Source organism: Pseudomonas sp. (assembly GCF_030698175.1).
Classification (GTDB): Bacteria; Pseudomonadota; Gammaproteobacteria; order Pseudomonadales; family Pseudomonadaceae; genus Aquipseudomonas.
Genome location: NZ_JAUYNT010000041.1, coordinates 60,856 through 82,576 on the forward strand (window position 1 = coordinate 60,856; position 21,721 = coordinate 82,576).

The 21,721-nt window shown below is 60.2% G+C and carries 19 protein-coding genes and 1 tRNA gene; 10 read left to right on the forward strand and 10 right to left on the reverse strand.

What is annotated here, in order from left to right:
* Window positions 1-43: 43 nt before the first annotated feature.
* The 3 genes from Q8R10_RS19990 to Q8R10_RS20000 form a co-directional block, all read right to left on the reverse strand.
* Entirely contained in the window at window positions 44-238 is a 195-nt protein-coding gene (locus Q8R10_RS19990) for a hypothetical protein (RefSeq protein ID WP_305655802.1), read from the reverse strand.
* A gap of 15 nt (window positions 239-253) precedes the next feature.
* Window positions 254-385 (reverse strand): hypothetical protein, encoded by a 132-nt coding sequence (locus Q8R10_RS19995; protein ID WP_305655803.1) that lies wholly within the window; start codon window positions 383-385, stop codon window positions 254-256.
* Between the two features lie 138 nt (window positions 386-523).
* Window positions 524-1,342, reverse strand: coding sequence for a hypothetical protein (locus Q8R10_RS20000; protein ID WP_305655805.1), 819 nt, complete (start codon window positions 1,340-1,342; stop codon window positions 524-526).
* Window positions 1,343-2,421: 1,079 nt separating this feature from the next.
* On the opposite strand from Q8R10_RS20000, the gene Q8R10_RS20005 reads away from it, so the two are divergent.
* Entirely contained in the window at window positions 2,422-2,637 is a 216-nt protein-coding gene (locus Q8R10_RS20005) for an AlpA family transcriptional regulator (RefSeq protein WP_305655807.1), read from the forward strand.
* A gap of 934 nt (window positions 2,638-3,571) precedes the next feature.
* Here the strand turns inward: Q8R10_RS20005 and Q8R10_RS20010 are convergent.
* Both Q8R10_RS20010 and Q8R10_RS20015 read right to left on the reverse strand, forming a co-directional pair.
* Window positions 3,572-4,807: a tyrosine-type recombinase/integrase gene (locus Q8R10_RS20010; protein ID WP_305655809.1), complete on the reverse strand. Its 1,236-nt coding sequence runs from the start codon at window positions 4,805-4,807 to the stop codon at window positions 3,572-3,574.
* A gap of 165 nt (window positions 4,808-4,972) precedes the next feature.
* Window positions 4,973-5,049 (reverse strand) — tRNA-Arg (locus Q8R10_RS20015).
* Between the two features lie 372 nt (window positions 5,050-5,421).
* Between Q8R10_RS20015 and gabD the strand changes: the two genes are divergently transcribed.
* Together gabD and gabT are read left to right on the forward strand one after the other, a co-directional pair.
* The gene (gabD, locus tag Q8R10_RS20020; protein ID WP_305655810.1) at window positions 5,422-6,864 is read left to right on the forward strand and encodes an NADP-dependent succinate-semialdehyde dehydrogenase; all 1,443 of its coding nucleotides are present in this window, start codon (window positions 5,422-5,424) and stop codon (window positions 6,862-6,864) included.
* 207 nt (window positions 6,865-7,071) lie between these two features.
* Complete coding sequence (gene gabT / locus Q8R10_RS20025) at window positions 7,072-8,352, forward strand: 4-aminobutyrate--2-oxoglutarate transaminase (RefSeq protein WP_305655812.1); 1,281 nt, start codon at window positions 7,072-7,074, stop codon at window positions 8,350-8,352.
* Between the two features lie 110 nt (window positions 8,353-8,462).
* Here the strand turns inward: gabT and Q8R10_RS20030 are convergent, their stop codons facing one another.
* Both Q8R10_RS20030 and Q8R10_RS20035 read right to left on the reverse strand, forming a co-directional pair.
* Complete coding sequence (locus Q8R10_RS20030; protein ID WP_305655813.1) at window positions 8,463-11,363, reverse strand: EAL domain-containing protein; 2,901 nt, start codon at window positions 11,361-11,363, stop codon at window positions 8,463-8,465.
* A gap of 207 nt (window positions 11,364-11,570) precedes the next feature.
* Complete coding sequence (locus Q8R10_RS20035) at window positions 11,571-12,638, reverse strand: fatty acid desaturase (RefSeq protein ID WP_305655814.1); 1,068 nt, start codon at window positions 12,636-12,638, stop codon at window positions 11,571-11,573.
* Between the two features lie 98 nt (window positions 12,639-12,736).
* Between Q8R10_RS20035 and Q8R10_RS20040 the strand changes: the two genes are divergently transcribed.
* From Q8R10_RS20040 to Q8R10_RS20070, 7 genes are all read left to right on the forward strand, one after another.
* Complete coding sequence (locus tag Q8R10_RS20040) at window positions 12,737-13,756, forward strand: AraC family transcriptional regulator (RefSeq protein ID WP_305655816.1); 1,020 nt, start codon at window positions 12,737-12,739, stop codon at window positions 13,754-13,756.
* Between the two features lie 236 nt (window positions 13,757-13,992).
* The gene (locus tag Q8R10_RS20045) at window positions 13,993-14,505 is read left to right on the forward strand and encodes a DUF962 domain-containing protein (RefSeq protein ID WP_305655818.1); all 513 of its coding nucleotides are present in this window, start codon (window positions 13,993-13,995) and stop codon (window positions 14,503-14,505) included.
* A gap of 172 nt (window positions 14,506-14,677) precedes the next feature.
* Complete coding sequence (gene desA, locus Q8R10_RS20050) at window positions 14,678-15,862, forward strand: delta-9 fatty acid desaturase DesA (RefSeq protein ID WP_305655820.1); 1,185 nt, start codon at window positions 14,678-14,680, stop codon at window positions 15,860-15,862.
* Between the two features lie 406 nt (window positions 15,863-16,268).
* Complete coding sequence (locus Q8R10_RS20055) at window positions 16,269-16,595, forward strand: helix-turn-helix transcriptional regulator (RefSeq protein ID WP_305655821.1); 327 nt, start codon at window positions 16,269-16,271, stop codon at window positions 16,593-16,595.
* Window positions 16,592-17,026, forward strand: coding sequence for a YeeE/YedE family protein (locus tag Q8R10_RS20060; RefSeq protein WP_305655823.1), 435 nt, complete (start codon window positions 16,592-16,594; stop codon window positions 17,024-17,026). The genes Q8R10_RS20055 and Q8R10_RS20060 overlap by 4 nt, the downstream gene beginning before the upstream one ends.
* A gap of 2 nt (window positions 17,027-17,028) precedes the next feature.
* On the forward strand, window positions 17,029-17,451 hold the full coding sequence (locus tag Q8R10_RS20065; protein ID WP_305655824.1) for a DUF6691 family protein: 423 nt from the start codon (window positions 17,029-17,031) through the stop codon (window positions 17,449-17,451).
* The gene (locus Q8R10_RS20070; protein ID WP_305655825.1) at window positions 17,448-18,311 is read left to right on the forward strand and encodes an MBL fold metallo-hydrolase; all 864 of its coding nucleotides are present in this window, start codon (window positions 17,448-17,450) and stop codon (window positions 18,309-18,311) included. The genes Q8R10_RS20065 and Q8R10_RS20070 overlap by 4 nt, the downstream gene beginning before the upstream one ends.
* A 243-nt stretch (window positions 18,312-18,554) precedes the next feature.
* Here the strand turns inward: Q8R10_RS20070 and aguA are convergent, their stop codons facing one another.
* The 3 genes from aguA to Q8R10_RS20085 all read right to left on the reverse strand — a co-directional run bounded on the left by aguA (window position 18,555) and on the right by Q8R10_RS20085 (window position 21,714).
* A complete protein-coding gene (gene aguA / locus Q8R10_RS20075) occupies window positions 18,555-19,661 on the reverse strand; it encodes an agmatine deiminase (protein WP_305655827.1) in 1,107 nt (368 codons plus the stop codon).
* Window positions 19,662-19,965: 304 nt separating this feature from the next.
* On the reverse strand, window positions 19,966-20,598 hold the full coding sequence (locus Q8R10_RS20080) for a TetR/AcrR family transcriptional regulator (protein ID WP_305655828.1): 633 nt from the start codon (window positions 20,596-20,598) through the stop codon (window positions 19,966-19,968).
* A 57-nt stretch (window positions 20,599-20,655) separates the two neighbouring features.
* Window positions 20,656-21,714 carry a polyamine ABC transporter substrate-binding protein gene (locus Q8R10_RS20085; protein ID WP_305655830.1) on the reverse strand — a complete coding sequence of 353 codons (1,059 nt, stop codon included), beginning with the start codon at window positions 21,712-21,714 and terminating at the stop codon, window positions 20,656-20,658.
* Window positions 21,715-21,721 lie beyond the last annotated feature (7 nt).

The following is a 21,721-nucleotide window of genomic DNA, read 5'->3' on the forward strand; positions in this document are numbered from 1 at the left end:
TTGGTCGCCGTCTGCCAGGGTTTTAATGATAACCATGTCCACCTCAGTATTTGATCAACTCAAGCAGCTGTTCCAAACCGTCGTCCAGCCTCGATTGCTCACGGCAATCGCTGCCGTTGGGCCATAAAAAGCCGCACACCTCTTCGCGCCGTTCGCACAGCCGGATCAGGGCTTCGCGTTCTGAGGTGCAAAAGTGGTCGCCAAAATTGGCGGCTGGCAAGTCGTTTGGGTTGGTCATTTCCCTCTCCTATCTCTACGCGAAGTGTGTGAAAAAACACACTTCGCGTGCACTTAATTCGGATTTCAACAGTTCTAAAACCGAGGGCTTCGCGCCAATCAGGCCCTGCGCGAACGCGCCGGCCAGCTCGACCAGCATCTCACGCATGCGGGTCTCCTCTGGTCAGGCTGGGCGCAGGATGCGCTTCAACACCTCCTGTTCGCCGATGTTGAGATCGAGGCTGGCGGTGATTCTATCGGTCATGGAGTTTCTCCATGGTGGGTTCGTCGGTGCCGCTCGCCGGCTTCAGTGTAGGTGCGCGCCTATCAGGGCCTGGGGGTCATCGTACGTATCGTTTACGATAGGAGTTGGATCGGTAAATAGTGCCACCGGATCGCGTACCTCACCACGCAGTTCTCGGTCAGCCTCGACAGCCAGCAGTACTGATCTTCCGCCCCATCCATGACGAGCAGATCCATAACGACTCTTGCTGGCCCGGCTGACGTGACCAAGTGCCAGCGAGATGGTGTCCGGATCTATTTTCATGGCCTTCAGATCAGCCGCGAATGCGTGACGCAGGCTGTAGGCGCTAACCCCCTTGAGGCCGAGCCGCTGCGCGGCTGCTGAGATCGCCTTCTGAAGGCCCAACCCCTGTTTAGGCGGAACGATCACTAGCCCACCTCGCTTCTCAACAGCCAGGCGCAACCGATCAGCGAGCCCGCCGCGCAGAGTTAGGCGCCGCCATGCCTGGCCGCCATCCGTGTGCTCACTCACCTTGGCACCCTGGATTAAAACCTCCAGGCTACCGCCTGGCATTGCCCTAAGCTCGACCTGCTTCCCCATTTCTTCTGGTCTGGCGCCGGTCAGTGCCATCACGGCGCAATGGTGACGATGTTTAGATGAGATCTCATCCACCAATTGATCGCGCCAGTTGCCTGGTAACCCTGCAATGCTGCTTCGCTTGCCCTTGGAGCTGGGCTTGGCCTTGATAGCGGGCCGACAGTACTCCTGGCGCACCAGGAGTTGCGCTGCATAGTTTCTGGCCAGCGCTCTAGCCTCTGCGCGCGCCTCGTCGGTAGGTGCCTGCTCAGACTCCCGCAGCGCCTCGATCACCCAGCAGGCCATCGATACACGCCATGCCGCTCGCACTGCACCAGGGTCGCGCAGTTGCCTGGCTGTCGCGTAATCGTGCCAGTGCTCGCCAGCTAGCCGCTTAATTGCCTGCTGGTATTCCGCTCTGGTCGACTCAGCTAGCCTGGCGTAGCGATCCAAGATTGGCTTGGCGATTGCTCGGATTGCGCCCCTGTCTGACGGCACTGTGCTCTTGTCTGTCCGCCTCATATTGACCTCTGGCTATCCGTTTGCGCCTTTGTCTACGCTTCGCTCCGACAGTCGCAATTACCGTGGACATAGGGTTTACCCTCCCATTTTTGGCCGCCATTCTGGCCACCAAAAATGGGGTGAAAGAGTTGTTTTACTCGCCTGATTTCCCCTCGCCGGGCGGCACCTCCCCGGGCCACTGGAGTGGCCCGGGGGAGCCGTGACAGGGTGTCTGTTCAGGGCGTGCGTCAACGCCAGGCGGCTGCGCCGGCCTTACGCTCCGTTCGCTCGGGTCGTGCCGACACGACGAGCCGGTGCACGGCGCGCTGACCCACTAATTGAGGTCATGCCAACCGCTACCTGGCGGCGTACTAAATATGCAACTTGATGGGCTTGCCAACTCATGAGTTTCGCCCCCTCCCAGGCAGGCTGAAAATATTCATTGATGAATATCTAAGTCGCAATCGAGCAACGATTAATTTGAATGCAGAATTAATGAGAAAGGTGAAGTAACAACCTCAATGTTTTAGTGCTGCTCGTTATCTGGTTGGGCCAAACTTGTTATGCGTTTATATATACAAAGGCATATCTTTTTTGCCGCATATCTTGATGCAGTAATGGGCCAGTAGAATCAACACAGTGCAGGCAAATCGCCAAATCACGCCACAGCTGAGAGTGCATCAAGCCAGCACAATGTGGACAATTGTTTTTCCCTATAAGAAAAACTCCCAAAACAGTAAAAAATACAAATAAAATATTACGGCGCAATTCTGATAGTAAAACAAGAGATAGAAAAATCTCATTTGATTCCCCGTGCCGCCAAACGTTGAATTGATTTGTGCACAGCAGTCCATATCAAGTTATTTCAACGCAGGGCAAACTATATGAATACAGATCTACGCATTATCCGCATTCGAGAAGTCGAAGCACTAACCGCACTAAAACGCTCAACAATTTATAAAAAACTGAGTACTGATAAAACTTTTCCCAGGCCGATACCGCTGAGCGACAGCAACTCACGCGGAGCACCTGTGGGGTTCGTGCTGAGCGAGGTACTGGCTTGGATTGAGAGCCGAATCGAGAAGCGCGAGGACCGGTAGATGCCTCTCTCGAGCGTTGTCGTAAGCACTTTTCATGGCCCAGAAACCAAGGCGAGACCATCACCCGGAGGAGCTCTCTGTGTGCAGATAACGCCATCGACTGGTTCGTCCGGTTCGTCCGGTTCGTCGAGCTAGGCGGTGAGGTAGATATGGCCAGGAGTAGGCTGAAATCTAAGGGGCGGACAGATCGAGGCGGTTTTATTGCGATCCCAAATGCATTGCACGACTACCCCGCATTTTCCGATTTGAGTGGTACCGCATTAAAAGTTTTACTGGGATTAGCGCGTCAGTATCGGGGGGCTAATAACGGCGATTTATCGGCATCCCACACACAAGCGGTGAAATGGGGCGTGGGTAGCAAAACATCGCTTGCTAAAGCGCTGTGTGACCTCCAGAGACACGGTCTGATAATCCGCACTCGAGAGGGCTTCTTCATCAATCCAGGCGGGCGCTGCGCCCTTTATGCGCTGGCATGGAGGCCAATTGATGACTGTCCTGGCAAGGGGTTGGAAATTGCGTCCACGCTCACGCCATCGCTCAAATTGAGTATGGAAAACAACAAAAAACTCGGTCCAGTTTGTGTACCGGGATGAGTACATTATCTGTACGCGCCACAGTAAAAGAAGGGGGCAGGATCGCCGTTATGAGTACAGTTTGTGTACCGATTGCGTTGCATCCCCGGTCCACTTTCTGGCCCCCTTTTTATATATACCAACGGATGTGGGTTGTGAGCTCCAGCCGTCGGTAATTGATGATGGGGGTGTCGGCGGCCCACGGCGATAGCCATCAGTTCGTTGAGGTTTGCCATATGCCCTCCCGGGCGCTCCCATCTCGAATAGATCGGCCAGCCGTGCAGGTGGAAAATCTACTTTCACTCCGCCGGGTTAGGCCAGCCAAAACGCTAGTCCTGTAATCACCACAGTTAGTCGCAGGGTCATGCCTGCTGGCTGAACTGGCCCTGCACCACGTTGTTTTTCTCCAGGTCGTCCAGGTGATCGGCGTACCACTGCATCATGGTTCGGCGTTGTTCCAGGTAGGTGGCCTTGTTGTAAACACCGGATACACCATCTTCGACGTGGGAGAGCTGAGCCTCTACATGATCCTTGGCGAAACCGTTCTCACGCAGAGTGGTGGACGCAATATGGCGAAAGCCGTGACCGGTCTGTTGGCCGGCATAACCCATGCGCCGCAGGGCCATGTTGAAGGCCATGTTGCTACGTGGCTTGGTGCGGTCATTACGACCCGGGAACAGCAGGGGGTAAGCTCCTGTCATCTTGTACAGTTGCTCCAAGGCATCGAGCACCTGGCGAGAGAGCGGCACGGTATGCGCGCGGCGCTTCTTCATCCGCTCGGCAGGAATTAGCCACAGGCCGGCCTTGCGGTCGAACTCATTCCAACGGGCTTCACGTAGTTCACTGGGGCGCACCCCAGTCAGCATCAGCAGGCGCAGACCAAGGCGCAGATCATGGGCGTGAGGGTAGGCACTGATAGCCCGTAGGAGGGTGGGCAGCTCCTTGGCGGTGACGTGGGCATAGTTCTCGGCTGGCCTGGATTGCAGAAAACGGCTCAGCCCTTCTAGCGGGTTATGTACGGCGCGGCCGGTGACCCGGGCTAGGTCATAAATTTCTTTGCAGGATCGGCGTACCCGGCTCATCTGCTCGATGATTCCCAGTCGCTCCATGCCTTGTAGGAACTCCATCCACTCGATGGGCAGAATGCTGGCATACACGCGCTGGCCAAACACTGGGAAGGCATGCAGCTCCAGCGCACCTATGGTGCGCTTGGCTGTGCTGTCGGCCCAGCCCGGGCGGCGGATCTCGATCCACTCCAGTGCCAGTGCCTTAAAGGTGCTATTGGTGGCCTCCAGCTCAGAAGCCTTGCGGGCATGCTTGGCAGTCAGCGGGTTGATGCCGTCGGCTGCATCGGCGCGCAACTCGGCAGCCTTCTGCCTGGCACCTAAACCGCTAACCTCGGGGTAACTACCAAGGCCAAGCCATGACCACTTACCGTCTGGTTTCTTGTAGCGCAGCTCCCAGGACTTGCCGCCGTTGGGCTTCACCCGGAAGTACAGACCCAGGCCGTCATGTTCCCGATAAACGGCGTTTTCTGGCTCCAGTCCCCCCAAGGTGGTATCCGCCAGCGGGCGGCGTTTTATCTCGCTGCGCTTCATGCTTGTATGCCTCTGGTTCGAATTTTCTCCTAGCATACAAGCTGGCATACACGGCGGGAAGGCGTAGGGGTAAACAGAGGTAAACAGCCAGAAACAAGAAAGCCCGCACAAGGCGGGCTCTCAGGGTGTTTCGTAGACTGCTAGAGACAGGCAGAAACAGCTATTTGGTGCACCAGACGGGATTCGAACCCATGACCACTGCCTTCGGAGGGCAGTACTCTATCCAGCTGAGCTACTGGTGCAGCGGGCGTCATGATACGCATGTCGTTGGCGTGCGTCCATGCCGAGCGTATTGTTCATGATTTCGCACGGAAACAGGTTGTTTTGGCGATGGCCGGTGATTAGTTTTACCAATTCGAGCATTTTTGTTAATTTTTCCGAACAGCCTATTGCCCTTTCTTCACGCTCCCCCTAGGATTCGTTTGAGATTTCAAACGCCTGTGGCAATAAACCTAGGTCCCTGGAAGGGACTATGGTTATTTTGCGCCTTTATATTGCTGTCAGGCCCACGCCAGCGCGGCGTTACGCGCAAAAATTTATGACTGCAGCCATTAGCGCGCGGTCGACTGCTAATCACCGCTCGCGGCCAGGCTGCCGAGCTGAAGGAGACCGTTATGCAATTGAAAGACGCTAAGTTGTTCCGCCAGCAGGCCTATATCAATGGTGTCTGGCTGGATGCTGACAATGGTCAGACCATCAAGGTGAATAACCCGGCGACCAACGAAATCATCGGTACTGTGCCAAAAATGGGCGGCGCCGAAACCCGTCGCGCTATCGAAGCGGCCGAACAGGCACTGCCGGCCTGGCGCGCCCTGACCGCCAAAGACCGTTGCAACCGCTTGCGTCGCTGGTTTGAACTGCTGATTGAAAACCAGGACGACCTCGCCCGTCTGATGACCATGGAGCAAGGCAAGCCACTGGCCGAAGCCCGTGGCGAAATCGTCTACGCCGCCTCCTTTATCGAGTGGTTTGCCGAAGAAGCCAAGCGCGTTTACGGCGACATCATTCCGGGCCATCAGCCGGACAAGCGTCTGCTGGTGATGAAGCAGCCGATTGGTGTGACCGCCGCCATTACCCCGTGGAACTTCCCAGCCGCGATGATCACCCGCAAAGCCGGCCCGGCCCTGGCCGCCGGTTGCACCATGGTGATCAAGCCCGCCAGCCAAACCCCGTATTCGGCCCTGGCCCTGGTTGAACTGGCCGAGCGCGCCGGGATTCCAAAAGGCGTGTTGAGCGTGGTGACAGGCTCCGCCGGCGATATCGGCAGCGAGCTGACCGGCAATCCGATCGTGCGTAAATTGTCGTTCACCGGCTCGACCGAAATTGGTCGCCAGTTGATGATGGAGTGCGCCAAGGACATCAAAAAAGTCTCGTTGGAGCTGGGCGGTAACGCGCCCTTTATTGTCTTCGATGATGCCGACCTGGATGCCGCCGTCGAAGGCGCCCTGGCGTCCAAGTACCGCAACGCCGGGCAGACCTGCGTGTGCGCCAACCGTCTGTATGTCCAAGACGGTGTGTATGACGCCTTCGCCGAGAAGCTGCGCCTGGCCGTGGCCAAGTTGAAGATCGGCAATGGCTTGGAAGAGGGCATCACCACCGGCCCGCTGATTGATGCCAAGGCCGTGGCCAAGGTTGAAGAGCACATCGCCGATGCCCTGAGCAAAGGCGCCAGCATCCTGGCCGGCGGCAACGCGCTGGGCGGTAACTTCTTCGAACCGACCATCCTGATCAACGTGCCGAAAAACGCCGCCGTGGCCAAGGAAGAAACCTTTGGTCCGCTGGCGCCACTGTTCCGCTTCAGCGATGAGGCCGATGTAATCGCCCAAGCCAACGACACCGAGTTCGGTCTGGCGTCCTATTTCTATGCCCGTGACCTGAGCCGTGTGTTCCGCGTTGCCGAGGCTCTGGAGTACGGTATTGTTGGCGTTAACACCGGGATCATTTCTACCGAAGTGGCACCGTTCGGCGGCATCAAGGCCTCGGGCCTGGGCCGTGAAGGCTCCAAGTACGGCATTGAAGATTACCTAGAAATTAAATACGTCTGCCTTGGGGTGTAAGCAGCTACTGCGGGCTTCGCGCGTCATACGGCGTTCTGCCTTGTGACCCACATGGATGTGGGAAATGCCGCTAGCCGCAGGGAGTGGGTGCGGCCTGACCTTCGCTCGCTACACTACTAACCTTTTGACGGCGGCAAAAAGCTGCTGCAATCACTAATTTTACTGACACTGCGTAACTGGCCCGCCCGGCGGCCCACGAGGATAATCATGAGCAAGACCAACGAATCCCTGATGCAACGCCGCCAAGCCGCCGTACCGCGCGGTGTTGGCCAGATCCACCCGATTTTCGCCGAACGCGCCGAGAACGCCACCGTGTGGGACGTCGAAGGCCGTGAATTTATCGACTTCGCCGGCGGCATCGCCGTACTTAACACCGGTCATCTGCACCCCAAAGTGGTGGCAGCCGTGCAAAAGCAGCTGACCAAGCTGTCGCACACCTGCTTCCAGGTATTGGCCTACGAGCCCTACGTTGAGCTGTGCGAGAAGATCAACGCCAAGGTGCCCGGCGATTTCGCCAAGAAAACCCTGCTGGTCACTACCGGCTCGGAAGCGGTTGAGAACGCGGTGAAAATCGCCCGTGCCGCCACTGGCCGCGCCGGCGTAATCGCCTTCACCGGCGCCTACCACGGTCGCACCATGATGACTCTCGGCCTGACTGGCAAGGTCGTGCCCTATTCGGCGGGCATGGGCATCATGCCCGGCAATGTATTCCGTGCTCAGTACCCGTGCGCTCAGCATGACGTCAGCGTCGATGACTCCATCGCGAGCATCGAGCGGATTTTTAAGAACGACGCCGAGCCACGCGACATCGCCGCCATCATCATCGAGCCAGTACAAGGCGAAGGCGGCTTCTATGTGGCGCCGAAAGACTTTATGGCCCGCCTGCGCGCGCTCTGCGACCAGCACGGCATCCTGCTGATTGCCGACGAAGTGCAAACTGGCGCTGGCCGTACCGGCACCTTCTTCGCCATGGAGCAGATGGGCGTGGCGGCGGACCTGACCACCTTCGCTAAATCCATTGCCGGCGGTTTCCCGGTGGCGGGCGTCTGCGGTAAGGCCGAGTACATGGACGCCATCGCCCCCGGCGGCTTGGGTGGCACCTATGCCGGCAGCCCGATTGCCTGCGCGGCGGCCTTGGCGGTACTGGAAGTATTCGAGGAAGAGCATCTGCTGGAGCGCTGCAACGCGGTTGGCGAGCGTCTGGTTAACGGCCTCAAAGCCATCCAGGCCAAGCACAAGTCGATTGGCGACGTGCGCGCGCTCGGCGCCATGATCGCGATGGAGTTGTGTGAAGGTGGCGACCTGCACAAGCCGAACCCGACCCTGACCGCGCAGGTCGTGGCCAAGGCCCGCGACAAGGGCTTGATTCTGCTGTCGTGTGGCTCCTACGGCAACGTTTTGCGGGTGCTGGTGCCACTCACCGCTCCCGATGCACAAATGGATAAAGGCTTGGCGATTATCGCCGAGTGCTTCGACGAACTCGCTTAAGGCTCACCAGTCAGGCGATTTATTGACCCGCTCCGGCGGGTCTTTTTTTGCCGGTTTTTTGACCTTGGTGCAGTGCATTAAAATGCTGTGGTTGAGCCGCACGGTCAGCTTTAGAGCCCCAGGCTTGGGCTGGTCAGGGCCTGCGCGCCGCCCTGGTCGGCGAGGGTTTCCAGCGGTTTGGGGTGGTCGATAAAGTAGCCCTGGGCGTAGTCGATACCCAGGCCGTGCAGACAGTCGAGGGTGGCTTGGCTTTCAACAAACTCGGCCACGGTTTTCAGCCCGAGCTGCTGGGCGATTTGCTGCATGGAGCTGACCATCGCCTGGTTGATCGGATCGTGTTCCAGGCCGCGGATAAAGGTGCCATCGATTTTTAGCAAATCCAGGGGCAGATGGCGCAGGTAGGCATAGGAGGCGAAACCGCTGCCAAAGTCGTCGAGGGCGACCTTGATACCTTGCTCGCGCAGCTTGGTGATCCAGTCGGAGGACACGCCCAGTTCGCCCAGGGCGACCATTTCCGTGACTTCGATGCAGAGTTTGTGGGCCGGCAACTGATGGCTGGCCAAGAGTTCCTTGAGCAGTTGGTGCACTTCGCCATCCAGCAGCGAGCTGCCGCTGAGGTTGAGGTTGACCTGGCTGAGCTGGCTCAGGTGTCGCGGGTTTTGCTCCATCCAGGCGAATACTTGGCGAATCACCCAGCGATCAATCGCTCCCAGCAGGCCATAGCGCTCGGCCGCGCCGAGGAACTGTCCGGGGGCAATCCACTCGCCCGATTGTGGGTCGCGGTAACGCAGCAGCACTTCATAGTGCCAGCCGGTTTCCGGTTGCTGCAGCGGCATCACCGGCTGAAAAAACAGCTCGAAGTGCTGGTGCTCGATGGCCGCGCGCAGGCGGGTAATCCACTGCAGTTGGCGCTGGTGCTCAAGCAGCACGCCGTCGGCCGGATTGAATTGATGGACGCGATTGCGGCCCTGATGCTTGGCCCGCTGGCAGGCGCTGTCGGCCCAGTTCAGGGCGGTTTCCCAATCGTTAACCGCACTGCTCAACTCGAGCAGGCCAATGCTGACAAACAGCCGAAACGGTCGCCCTTGCCAACTGAAGACAAACTGCTCGACGCAGGCGCGTAAGGCTTCGGCCTGGGCCATGGCCGCGGCGCTGTCTTGCTGCTCGAGTAACACGACAAATTCATCGCCGCCAATCCGTGCCAGCTTGGCCTCGGCCGGCAGCTGGTGTTGCAGCTTGCTGGCCAGCTGGCGTAACAGTTGGTCGCCGGCGGAATGCCCGCAGAGGTCGTTAACCTGCTTGAACTGATCGAGGTCGAGGTACAGCAGGTGACTGAAGTCCTGCGCCCGCGGATCGCTCAAAGCCGCTTGTAGCAAACGCTCCATCTCACGGCGGTTGAACAGGCCGGTGAGCGAGTCGTGGGCGGCGAGGTTTTGCAGGTGCAGCTCAAGGGCATGGCGTTCGCTGAGATCGACCACTATGCCTTCAATGCCCTCTTGGGCCGGCAACAGGTACAGCGACAGGTAGACCCAGCGGGCGTTGCCGCGATGATCGTGGACTTGGCACTCGCCGCTGACGGTTGGCTGCTCGGCGCTTAATTGCTCCAGCAGGTGGGTCCAGTCCGAGGTTTTCAGCAGGCTCTGAATCGCCTGGCCGCGCAAGTTTGGCGTCTGCTGCGGTAATTGTCCCAGCAGGCGCAGGAAGCTTGGGTTGGCTTCGAGAATAGTGCCGTCACGTTGGCAGCGGACTATGCCCTCGGCGGCGTTATTGAACAGCGCCTGGTAGCGCTCGAGGTTGTCTATGGCTTGCTGCTGGCTGGCGAATAAGTCAACGCGCACCTGTTCCAACTGCTTGGCGCTGAGGATGCCAAACAGAAAAAAGCTGATCGCCGGCAAATAGAAACTGATCTGGCTGAGCAGCGGCAAGTTGGGCAGCAAGCCCATTCGGCTCAGGGGCAGGGTGATCATCACCAGAAACGCGGCGGACCACAGCATCAGCAAGGGTTTGGCCAGCGGCCGTTTGAGTTTGGCGCCATACAGGCACAGGCCGATCTGGTACAGGCCATTGAGCAGGAACAGGCTGTTGATTAATTGCTGCTGGCGAAAATCGTTCAGCCCCAGCACTGCCGGGCTGGCGCACAGCACTATCAGGGCAAAAAAGCCATTGCGCAGCAAGCGCAACCGCCGGCCTTGCAAGGCCAGAATGCTGCAAATAAACAGGCTGCTGGCAATCAGCGTGGCGGAGCCGGCGAGGTTCAGCAGAATGGTCTGCAGGCTCGGTTGCAACGGCCAGAGCAGATTGATCGGGCCGAGCAGGGCGCTGTAATACAGTGTCGCGCTGAACAGGGTGGCGCAATAAAAACCCAGCTGGGGCTCGCGCAAGGTGCTGTATTTGGCCAGATGAAACAGCGCCATGATCAGCAGCGCGCCGCACAGCAGGCCGCTTTTTAGCCAGCTGGTGGCCAGTAATTGCTTGCTGTTGGCGCTGGCCAGCAGGGACATGGGCAGGCTCAAGGAGCCGCTGCTTTTTACCCGTAAGAGAATCTCGTGACGGCCGGCTTCCAGCGCCGGTAGCGGTAACAGGAAGTTCGCATAGGGTTCGCTGCGGGCGCTGAACGGCAGCAGGTCACCGGCGCGTCCGGCCGGCACGGGTTGGCCGTTAACCACCCGCCAGAGCTGGATGTCGTCGGTGAACGGATTGTCGATGATCAGCGACAGCGGCTCGGCCGTACTGGTGTCGAGCGCAAAGCCAATCCACCAAGCACTGCCGGAATAGCCCAGCCGCAGATTGCCGTCGCGGAGCTGGCCGTGCAACTGCAGCTGTTCGAGTGCCTGGCTGGGGCTAAGGCTGGCGTGGGGGTCTTCGAACAGTTGAATTTGCTGCAGCGCCAGCGGTTGCTGGAGCATTTCCAAGTTGGCGCTAAAGGTGGGTAAGGCCGCCAGGCTCTGGCCTGCAACCAGGCACAGACAGGTCAGCAGCAAGCAGGATGGCGTGCGCAGAAATCGCAGCATTAACAGCACCTGTGGACAGAAAGTGGCGGCGCCAGAGCTTCTAGTGAGCTCTGTGCGGTTTCCCGTGGCGCGTGCTGAATTCTAGTCGAGGCTGGCGGTGTTGCTGGGGTTGTCCGCACATTCTGGCCAACCAGTCGGCCAAATAGCGGCAAGCCGCCAGTGCAGGGCTGCGCTGGCGGCTGAGGTGGCTGGGCGAGCCGCTTGGGCTTAGGCGGTTTGGCTTGAGGCTGTTGCCGCCTGGCTGCGACGGGTCCAGCGATTGGCGCGGGCGAAGGTGCCAAAGTCGTTGAAACGCACGCCCGCGTCACGCAGCAATTGATGGCCCAGGGGCACCGTCAGCTGGCGGATATAGAAGGGTTCCTTGACCAGGAAATGGTGGAGCGCATGGCTGCTGCCGAAGTTAAAACAGAATGCCTGCAGCGGCCACAGCCACCAGGGGTTGAGCACCTGACATTGCTGCAACACATTGCCGGCCTCGAGATCGCCGTAGTAGTGCATGTTCGAACTGACAAAGTGCAGGCAAAAGGTGCGCAGCACGTTAGGCCCGACCAGCACCACCACGGCGATATTGACGATGTTCATCACCGCCAGGGTATTGGCCGACCAGTCGATTGGCGCGCCCAGCAGGCTGGCGATGCCATTGGCTGCATGGAAGCCGAGAAACACATACCAGCTGCCCCAGTTCAGCAAGCCCAGCGGCGCATAGACCTTGAGCGTGCGGCTGACGATCAGCCAGCGCTGCTGTGGATTCTTGGCGCGCAGAAAACGGATAAAGGACGACATCATATTGTCGCCAACCATCAGCAACCGGGCGATGCCCCAGGGTTCGCCATTGGTGATGGCGCGCTCTTCCATGTCGGTCTCGGTGCCGGAGACCTTGTGGTGATTGAGGTGCAGGTGACGGCGCACCCAGGGGTTGATGGTGCTCGGCCGGGCCAGCCAGACCAGTCCCAGCATCAGGTTGTGCAGCACGCGCTGCTTGCGAAAATACATCGAGTGGATCAGGTCGTGTTCCAGCTCGTGGGTCAGCGAGGCAAAGAAGGCATTCAACAGCAGGCAGGCCCACCAGGCCAACTGGCCGTTGATATAGAGCGCGGCACTGGCAAACATGCCGGCCAGGGCGAAGGCCAGGATGCCGGCGCCGAGGGCATCCTGATGGTTCAGGATGGGAAAGCGCTGACGCAGTTCGGCGCCATGAGCCATCAGTACTTCGCGAATATGGGCGGCCTGTTGTTGCGGATTTAACGGCACGGGGCTTGCGGGAGAGTGGGACATGCTTACATCCTCTAATCAATGTGCCGCCAGTGTGCGTCGATCAGCCGCACTGAGCCTGACCCTAAACGCCAACCTGTTGACCGGATGCGCCAATCTGCATGACTGCTCAAGCCACTACCCTCGCCAGTTGGACCCGCGCCCTGCGCAAGCAGCTCGACAGCCTGGGCCTCGATAGCCTGGCGCTGTGCCGCGAGGCCGGGCTCGACCCGCAGTGGATGGACAACCCGCAGGCGCGCTATCCGCTGTCGGCCACCACCAAGCTGTGGCAGTTGGCGGTGGCGGCCAGCGGCGATCCGGCCCTGGGTTTGAAGACTTCGCAGTTCGTCACCCCGACCACCTTTCACGCCCTGGGTTATGCGCTGGGCGCCAGTGCCAGCCTGCGCGAAGTGTTCGAGCGGATCGTCCGTTATCACCAGGTGGTCAGCGATGCGTTGCTGCTGGAGCTGAACCTGGTCGGCGACTGCTACGAGTTCCGCCTGCGAGTGCCACCCGGCAGCAGCGAGCCGGCGGCCGAGGCGCAGGATGCCTTTGCGGCACTGCATGTGCGCACCTGCCGCAATCGCCTTGGGCGCGCTTATGCACCGCTGGCCGTGCACCTGCGCCGCCCGCCACCGGCCGATCCGCAACCCTGGCAGGCGGTGTTTCGCGCGCCCATCGTATTTGCCGCTCCTGAGACCCTGCTGCGTTTCGACCGGGCCAGTTTCGAGCAGCCGCTGGACGACGCCAATCTGGAGTTGGCCGAGCACAACGACCTGGTGTTGCAGCGCACTCTAGAACTGCGCGAGGCGCCAAGCTGGCAGCGCAAGGTGCGCGCTTGTTTGCAGGCGCAGTTGCCCAATGGCGAACCCTCGGCGGAGCGCATCGCGCAGATGCTGCACCTGAGCTTGCGCAGCTTGCAGCGCCATCTGGCCGATGAAGGCTGCGGCTACGAGGCGTTGCTGGCCGACACCCGGCAGAGCCTAGCGCTGGCCCATATGCGCGACCCGCGTTGCTCAATCAGCGAGATCGCCTACCTGCTGGGCTTTGCCGACACCAGTAGCTTCAGTCGCGCCTTCAAACGCTGGACCGGCCAGGCGCCGAGCCAGTACCGCGAAGCGCTGCGGCAAAATGGCAGCTAACGGCTACAGCGACAGGCGGTCGGCTAACGTATGGCTCCGGCGGCCATTGCCGAAGTTGTTTGCCGGCAGTATTTTTTGGCTATGGCTGCGTGAGTGGTTGAACGTGCTTGGCAGTCCAGCGCGCGACAACGCTAGACACTTGGACCTGAGATGGAGCCGCTCCTGCAGGTAGCGTTGCAACCGTTAACGGGTACACAGCCTATTTTTCACCCCATCAACCCTGAGTCGAAACCCAGATGAAAACCTTGATCGAGCACCTGGCGCAATACGCGGCCTATCACCGCGATCGGCGCAATATCGCCACGCACTTTATCGGTATTCCTTTGATAGTGCTGGCGGTGGCGGTGTTGCTGTCGCGTCCAGGCGTTGCGCTGCTCGGTATGTGGTTGTCACCGGCAGCGTTAACGGCGCTGGCGGCGGGGTTGTTTTACTGCCGACTGGATCTGCGTTTTGGCCTGCTGATGAGCGGCCTGCTCGGTCTGTGTCTGTGGGGCGGGGCGAGTCTGGCGCAGCAGGGTACTGGCGTCTGGCTCGGCTGGGGGATTGGTTTGTTTGTGCTCGGCTGGATCATCCAGTTCGTCGGTCATTACTACGAGGGGCGCAAACCGGCCTTTGTCGACGACATCATGGGCTTGGCGGTGGGGCCGCTGTTTGTGGTGGCCGAGTTGGCGTTCTTGCTGGGTTGGCGCGATGAGGTGCGCGAGGAAGTCGAAAAGCGTGCCGGCCCAAGCTGTATCCGCAAGCGCTAACATCTCCTCGTCGGCGTAGTCAGCAGCAAGCTGGCCACGGTTAATTACGACTTAAGGGTTCTGTTCGCCGGCTAATAGCGACAAGCTACTGGGACTTTCGCCCCAATTGCGGCGATAATGAGTGCACGCTTGTTCATCCAGCGCTTTTCTCTTTGCTTGAGGCCATTTCCCCATGTGGTACAACGGTTTACTCGACTTGTCAGCCTGGCAGTTGTTGGCAGTTACCCTGCTGATCACCCATGTGACCATTGTCGCGGTCACGGTTTATTTGCATCGTTACTCGGCGCACCGGGCGCTGGAGCTGCACCCGGCGCTGAAGCATTTTTTCCGCTTCTGGTTATGGCTGACCACGGCGCAAAATACCCGCGAGTGGACCGCCATCCACCGCAAGCACCACGCCAAGTGCGAAACCGTCGATGACCCCCATAGCCCGGTAATCAAAGGCCTGCGCACCGTGCTGTTGACCGGTGCCGAGCTGTACCGCGCCGAGGCCGAGAACCCGGAAACCCTGCGCATCTACGGCAAGAACTGCCCGGAAGACTGGCTCGAGCGCAATCTCTATTCGCGCTTCCCAATCGGCGGCATCGCTATCATGGCGGTCATCGACCTGGCCCTGTTCGGCGTGCTCGGCATGACCGTTTGGGCGGTGCAGATGATGTGGATTCCGGTCTGGGCAGCGGGCGTGGTCAATGGCCTCGGCCATGCGGTGGGTTATCGCAACTTCGAGTGCCGCGATGCGGCCACCAACCTCTCGCCTTGGGGCATTTTGATCGGTGGCGAAGAGCTGCATAACAACCACCACACCTACCCGAACTCGGCCAAGCTGTCGGTTAAGCCTTGGGAGTTCGACATGGGCTGGGCCTGGATTCAACTGTTCAGCTTCCTGCGCCTGGCCAAGGTCCAGCGCGTGGCGCCGATTGCCCACCGGGTCCCCGGCAAGGGCAGTATGGACATGGACACCGCCATGGCGATCCTCAACAACCGCTTCCAGATCATGGCCCAGTACCGCAAGTTGGTGATCGCGCCGCTGGTCAAGCAAGAGCTGGCCAAGGCCGATGCTTCGGTGCGTTATCAGTTCCGCCGGGCCAAACGCCTGCTGTCTCGCGAAACCAGCCTGCTGGATGAAAAACACCAGGCACGCATCCAGCTGATGTTGGAGCAAAGCCAGGCGCTCAAGGTGATCTACGAGAAGCGTTTGGCCCTGCAGCAGATCTGGGTCAAAACCAGCGCCAACGGTCACGACATGCTGGAGGCGATCAAGCAGTGGATCAGCGAAGCGGAAGCCAGCGGCATTCAGTCGCTGCACGAGTTTGCCGCGCAGCTGAAAACCTACTCGCTGCGCCCGGCTAACGGCTAAGTGCGCCTTAGCGACTCAACAGCCCGCCCGTCCCCGCAGACCGGCGGGCTTTTTGTTGGTACTGCAGTCGATGCGCGCAGCCTTTGGTAGGGTGGATTAGTGGCGCAGGACAAGGCTTGAAAATCAACTGAGCAATATGTGCGCCACGTAACCCACCATGGCGCTCGACCGGAAAACCGCATGGTGGGTTACGCGGCGCCCGGCTTGCGCGGTGATGCAAACAACCACCGCCCGCGCCGCTAACCCACCCTACGAATTACCGCGTACCAGGCATCGCCTAACCAACCCACATACCTCAACACATAACTGGGACAGAACCTTTTCCATGGCCGTTGATCGGCCTGGCTGGACACTCTCCATAAATACATTATATTAAATTACATATTGTATTTATCTAAGGTGAACCATGTCCCTCGCCGATCCTGTGCTTAATATCGAGCAACTGCGCGCCAATGCTGGGGCCGCTGGCCAGCTGTTGAAGACCCTGGCCAACCCTGACCGGCTGTTGTTGCTCTGCCAGCTGTCCCAGGGCGAGCGCAATGTGGGTGAGTTGGAGGCGCTGCTGGGCATTGTGCAGCCGACCCTCTCGCAGCAACTGGCGGTGCTGCGCCGCGAAGGTCTGGTCGACACCCGCCGCGACGGCAAGCAGGTGTATTACCGCATCAGCAGCTCGCAGGCGTTGGCGGTGATCAATACCCTCTATCAACTGTACTGTGCCGAGGGCGGGCAATGATTATCGACTGGCTGAACTTCAGCCCCTGGTCGGCTTTGGCCGGTGGTGCCTTGATTGGCCTGGCGGCGGCGCTGTTTGTGCTGTTTAACGGGCGGGTGGCCGGCATCAGTGGCTTGCTCGGCAGCCTGCTGGTGCGCGGCGGCGAGGGGCGTGGCGAGAAGGCGTTGTTTCTGCTCGGCCTGCTGCTGGCACCGCTGCTCTGGCAGCTGTTCGCTGCCTTGCCAATGCTTGAGTTTCAGGGCGGCTGGCTGAGCCTGACGTTGGCCGGATTGCTGGTTGGCGTCGGCACTCGGTATGGCGCCGGTTGCACCAGCGGTCATGGCGTCTGCGGTATCTCCCGGCTGTCGCCGCGCTCCTTGGTGGCCACCGGGGTGTTTATGGCCGCCGGATTTGCCACGGTATTTATCCTTCGTCATCTGTTGGGGGCCTGAGCATGGGTAAGCTGATTGCGTTAGTCGCCGGGCTGATCTTTGGCCTGGGTTTGCTGTTGTCCGGCATGGCTAATCCGGCCAAGGTGCTGGGCTTTCTTGACCTGGCCGGCCCTTGGGACCCGTCGCTGGCCTTAGTTATGGCCGGCGCCATTGGGGTGGCGCTGTTGCCGTTTAGCTGGGCCAAACGCCAGAGCCGCTCGCTGTTGGGCGCCGCCATGCAGTTGCCGCTCAAGCGCGGCTTGGACAGTCGTTTGCTGATCGGCAGCCTGCTGTTTGGCATCGGCTGGGGCATCGCCGGCATCTGTCCGGGGCCGGCCGTGGCGATTTTGCTCACCGGCCACTGGCAGGCACTGCTGTTTGTACTGGCCATGCTCGCCGGTATGGGCCTGTTTGAGCTGCTGGAGCGGCGCGGGAGCCAGGCATGAATGCGCAGGTTGAGGCTTTTTTTGATCCGGCCACCTTCACCTACAGCTACGTGGTCAGCGACCCGCAAAGCCGGCGCTGCGCCATCGTCGACCCGGTGCTCGATTACGATCCGGCTTCCGGGCGCACTTCCCACGTCAACGCCGACCGGCTGCTCGCCTATGTGCGCGAGCAGGGCCTGACGCTGGACTGGCTGCTGGAAACCCACGTGCACGCCGATCATCTGTCCGCCGCCGGCTACCTCAAGCAGACGCTCGGCGGGCGCTTGGCGATTGGTGCGCAGATCACTCAGATCCAAACCACTTTCGGGGAGCTGTTTAACGCAGGCGCTGAATTCGCCACCGATGGCCGCCAGTTTGATCGGCTGTTTGCCGATGGCGACAGCTTCAGCGTCGGCGGCATCGCCGCCAGCGTGCTGCATACGCCGGGGCACACCCCGGCTTGCCTGACTTACGTAATCGGTGACGCGGCCTTTATCGGCGATACCTTGTTTATGCCGGACTACGGCACGGCCCGCTGCGACTTTCCCGGTGGCGATGCGCGCACGTTGTACCAGTCGATCCAGACGCTGTTCGCCCTGCCAGACAGCACCCGCTTGTTTATGTGCCACGACTATCTGGCACCGGGCCGCGATCAGCATCTGTACCAGAGCAGCGTGGCCGAGCAACGCGCCCATAACGTGCATGCGCACGCGGGTATCGATGAGAACGCTTTCGTCGCCATGCGCCGCGCGCGGGATGCCAGTTTGAGCATGCCGGTGCTGATGCTGCCGGCGGTGCAGATCAATATGCGCGGCGGCGAACTGCCGCCGGCCGAGAGCAATGGCGTGCGCTACTTGAAGGTGCCATTGAATCGGCTGTAAGCCAACGTAAAGGCCATGTCCCAGTTACGTGTTGCACGCAGCTTTTGTAGGGTGGGTTAGGCGCGAACCACGGTCTGCCAACAACGCAAGCCGACCGCGCCGTAACCCACCATGGCGCTCGACCGGTAAACCGCATGGTGGGTTACGCGGCGCCCGGCTTGCGCGGTGATGCAAACAACCACCGTCCGCGCCGCTAACCCACCCTACAGCCCCACCCACACGCAGCTCTGCGCCCGTTGCAAATCAGCGCCGTTGCGGCGCCGGTTGTTGCTGGGTGATGCAGTGGATATTGCCGCCGCCGAGCAGGATCTCGCGGCCCGGCACCATCACCACCCGATGCTCAGGGAATAGCTGCTGCAGGATAGCTTCGGCTTCGGCGTCCATCGGGTCGTCGAATTTCGGCGCGATGATGCCGCCGTTGACGATCAAAAAGTTGACGTAGGAACCGGCCAGGCGAATCGACGGATCGCGCTCCTGGGTGCCTTCGGCGGCATCGACGCCGGCGCATTCCTCAACCGTGGCGTGCAGCGGGCCGGGGATCGGCATCTTGTGCACGATCAATTGACGACCCTTGGCGTCCCGCGTGTTGCTCAGCACCGCCATGGCGGCTTGGCAGCGCGGGTAGTTGGGGCTCTGCGGGTCGTCGGTCCAGGCCAGCAACACTTCACCGGGACGTACGTAACAACAGAAGTTGTCGACGTGGCCGTCGGTCTCGTCATTGAATAGGCCGTCCGGCAGCCAGATCACAGTGTCTATGTCTAAGTGTTCACGCAGTGTGCTCTCTATCTGCTCGCGGCTTAGCTCGTGGTTGCGATTGCGGTTAAGCAGGCATTCTTCGGTGGTGATCAGGCTGCCCTCACCGTCGACATGAATCGAGCCGCCTTCGAGCACGAAGCCTTCGGTGCGGTAACGTGCGCAGCCTTCGATCTCGAGGATCTTGCGCGCCACCTGATCGTCGCGCTGCCACGGCCAGTACAGGCCGCCGTCGAAGCCACCCCAGGCGTTGAAGGTCCAGTCGACGCCGCGCACTTCACCGCTGGCGTTGGTCACGAAGGTCGGGCCGGTGTCGCGCACCCAGGCATCGTCGGTGCTGATTTCCACCAGGCGGATATTGCCGTGGTCGAGGCGTGCGCGGGCATTGTCGTATTGCCCGGCAGACACGCAAACGGTCACTGGTTCAAATTCGGCGATGGCCTTGGCCACTGCGGTGAAGGCGGCCTGTGCCGGCTTGCCGCCGAGCCGCCAGTTGTCCGGGCGCTCGGGCCAGACCATCCAGGTTTGGCTATGGGGTGCCCACTCGGCGGGCATCTGGAAGCCGTCGGCGCGTGGGGTGCTGGTCAGGGTAGTCATTAGCGATACCTTTTAGGGCGAAGCCCAAAATTTGTCGAAGGTCAATCCACTCAAGCGCTTCTGGGCTAGAGCCAGACAACGCGCAACAACCAACGGGGGTAACAGCCCTAGGCTGACCCGGAGGGTGAGCACCGGCGAATCAACCGTGGCGAAAAGACGCTAGCAGATGAACACAGACTCTGGCGTGTCGGCGGCTTGCAGTTGGTCGGCACTTGCTTACTTTATATCCGATAAAAATCCGTCTTAAAAGCTGTTTTTATCTATCGATCAGGTCTGTGTAATTTATTTGCAGATAAATATCGGTTTATTGTTCGCGTTTAGGCAATAGCGGCGGCAGGTACAGGGCCAGGTAAACGTCAAATACCCGCATGCCTTCTTCGGCCATGCGCGGGGTGATCAGCCCGTGCTGCTGCACCGAGCGGGCGTACACCCGGTCACCCAGTTCCATGGCCAGGGCAAACACATCGACCTCCTCGGGCAGGACGGGCAGTTGGAAATGCCGGTTGAACAGCGCCTGCATTAACTGGCCGAGTTCGATGTCGTGCAGGCGGTCGGCTTGGGTGACTTCGGTCAAACCGTGCTGGGCGAGAATCAGCTGGCGGGCGGCCGGGTCGGCGGCGTAAATCGCCAGCATCCGCTCTTCGACCAGCCGCGACAGATCCCGCCAGTCACGCAGTTGGTTGTGGGCTATGGGTAGCTGCAAGCAGGCGCGAAAGGCGGCGTGAATCTCGCCGGTCAGCGCCTCGAGAATCGCCGGCACGCTGGCGAAGAAGTGATAGACCGATGACGGTGGCATCTGCGCACGCTCGGCGACGCTGTACACCGAGAGGCTATTGACGCCTTGTTCGGCCAGCAAGCTGCGCGCCGCGGCGAGTATTGCGTTAATCCGCAGTTGGCTGCTGGCGCGCGGTTTACGGCTGCTGACGGGGCGTGACATAGGGCTCTCCTTGGCATGGGAGCCGCTATTGGACGTTAGTCACGCCGCCGGGGCAAGTCAGGGAGCGGCAATAAAACGCTGCCAGATCTGATCGCGGATCGGCGCGAGCTTCTCGGGCAGCACTTCCAGGGCGGATAAGCGGCGCTTGGTGTCGCGGTCGGGATACAGCCCCGGCTGGTCGCGAATGCTCGGATCGAGGAACTCCTTGGCGTCGGCATTGGCGCTGGGGAAGAGCGTCTCGGTGGTGATCAGGGCGGCGACCTTGGGTTGCATTAGGTAATCGATAAACTTATGCGCCAGGTCGGCGCGGCGGGCGCTCTTGGGGATCACCAGGCTGTCGATAAACATAATCGAGCCCTCTTGCGGCACCACAAACTTAACCGGCTGACCTGCTTTGGCGGCGGCCAGGGCGTCGCCGACCCAGGCGAAGGCGACGCACAGCTTGCCGCTGGCCAGGTCCTCGATATAGCGGGTGCTGTCGACATACTGCAGGTTGGGGCGCAGCTGATTAAGCAGCTCGCCACTGCGTTTCATTTGGCTTGGCGGAGTTTGCGCCAAGCTGCGGCCCTGGTAGCTCATCAAGGCCGAGAGTACTTCATCGCGGGCATCCAGCACGCTCATGCCGCAACTGGCCAGACGTTTACTCTGCTCGGGATTGAACAGCACGCTCCAGCTGTCCGGCAGCGGGCCGCCGAAGGCCTGCTCGGCGGCCGGGGTATTGATCGCCAAACCGACCGAGCCCCATAGATAGGGAATGGCGTAACTGTTGTTGGTGTCGAAGGCCGCGAGCTTGCTCAGCAGTTGCTTGTCCAGGTGGCTGCGGTTGGGCAGCAGTTTGAGATCCAGCGGCTGAATGCTGGCGGCTTTGATCAGCCCAGGCAGCGCGTCATGGGAGGGCACCGCGACGTCGATGGCCTCGCCGCTGGCCAGCGCTTTGCTGAGCTCTTCGGCGGTGCTGTAGGTGTGATAGTCGACGTGAATGCCGGTTTCTTTCTCGAAATCGACCAGCACCTGTGGGGCGATGTAGTCGTTCCAGTTATAGACGCTAATCACCTCTTCGGCATGCGCCAGCAACGGCGCCAAGGTCAGGGCAAGCAGAGCAAGAAAACGCGGCATAACGATC

Bases quoted from the DNA above. Each gene is read 5' to 3' on its own strand.
- Q8R10_RS20000 (WP_305655805.1), bottom strand. From the start codon at position 1,342: ATGGCCTGCTGGGTGATCGAGGCGCTGCGGGAGTCTGAGCAGGCACCT.
- Q8R10_RS19995 (WP_305655803.1), bottom strand. From the start codon at position 385: ATGCGTGAGATGCTGGTCGAGCTGGCCGGCGCGTTCGCGCAGGGCCTG.
- Q8R10_RS20035 (WP_305655814.1), bottom strand. From the start codon at position 12,638: ATGTCCCACTCTCCCGCAAGCCCCGTGCCGTTAAATCCGCAACAACAG.
- Q8R10_RS20040 (WP_305655816.1), top strand. From the start codon at position 12,737: ATGACTGCTCAAGCCACTACCCTCGCCAGTTGGACCCGCGCCCTGCGC.
- Q8R10_RS20070 (WP_305655825.1), top strand. From the start codon at position 17,448: ATGAATGCGCAGGTTGAGGCTTTTTTTGATCCGGCCACCTTCACCTAC.
- Q8R10_RS20080 (WP_305655828.1), bottom strand. From the start codon at position 20,598: ATGTCACGCCCCGTCAGCAGCCGTAAACCGCGCGCCAGCAGCCAACTG.
- gabD (WP_305655810.1), top strand. From the start codon at position 5,422: ATGCAATTGAAAGACGCTAAGTTGTTCCGCCAGCAGGCCTATATCAAT.
- gabT (WP_305655812.1), top strand. From the start codon at position 7,072: ATGAGCAAGACCAACGAATCCCTGATGCAACGCCGCCAAGCCGCCGTA.
- Q8R10_RS20045 (WP_305655818.1), top strand. From the start codon at position 13,993: ATGAAAACCTTGATCGAGCACCTGGCGCAATACGCGGCCTATCACCGC.
- Q8R10_RS20030 (WP_305655813.1), bottom strand. From the start codon at position 11,363: ATGCTGCGATTTCTGCGCACGCCATCCTGCTTGCTGCTGACCTGTCTG.
- Q8R10_RS20005 (WP_305655807.1), top strand. From the start codon at position 2,422: ATGAATACAGATCTACGCATTATCCGCATTCGAGAAGTCGAAGCACTA.
- Q8R10_RS19990 (WP_305655802.1), bottom strand. From the start codon at position 238: ATGACCAACCCAAACGACTTGCCAGCCGCCAATTTTGGCGACCACTTT.
- desA (WP_305655820.1), top strand. From the start codon at position 14,678: ATGTGGTACAACGGTTTACTCGACTTGTCAGCCTGGCAGTTGTTGGCA.
- Q8R10_RS20085 (WP_305655830.1), bottom strand. From the start codon at position 21,714: ATGCCGCGTTTTCTTGCTCTGCTTGCCCTGACCTTGGCGCCGTTGCTG.
- Q8R10_RS20055 (WP_305655821.1), top strand. From the start codon at position 16,269: ATGTCCCTCGCCGATCCTGTGCTTAATATCGAGCAACTGCGCGCCAAT.
- Q8R10_RS20060 (WP_305655823.1), top strand. From the start codon at position 16,592: ATGATTATCGACTGGCTGAACTTCAGCCCCTGGTCGGCTTTGGCCGGT.
- aguA (WP_305655827.1), bottom strand. From the start codon at position 19,661: ATGACTACCCTGACCAGCACCCCACGCGCCGACGGCTTCCAGATGCCC.
- Q8R10_RS20010 (WP_305655809.1), bottom strand. From the start codon at position 4,807: ATGAAGCGCAGCGAGATAAAACGCCGCCCGCTGGCGGATACCACCTTG.
- Q8R10_RS20065 (WP_305655824.1), top strand. From the start codon at position 17,029: ATGGGTAAGCTGATTGCGTTAGTCGCCGGGCTGATCTTTGGCCTGGGT.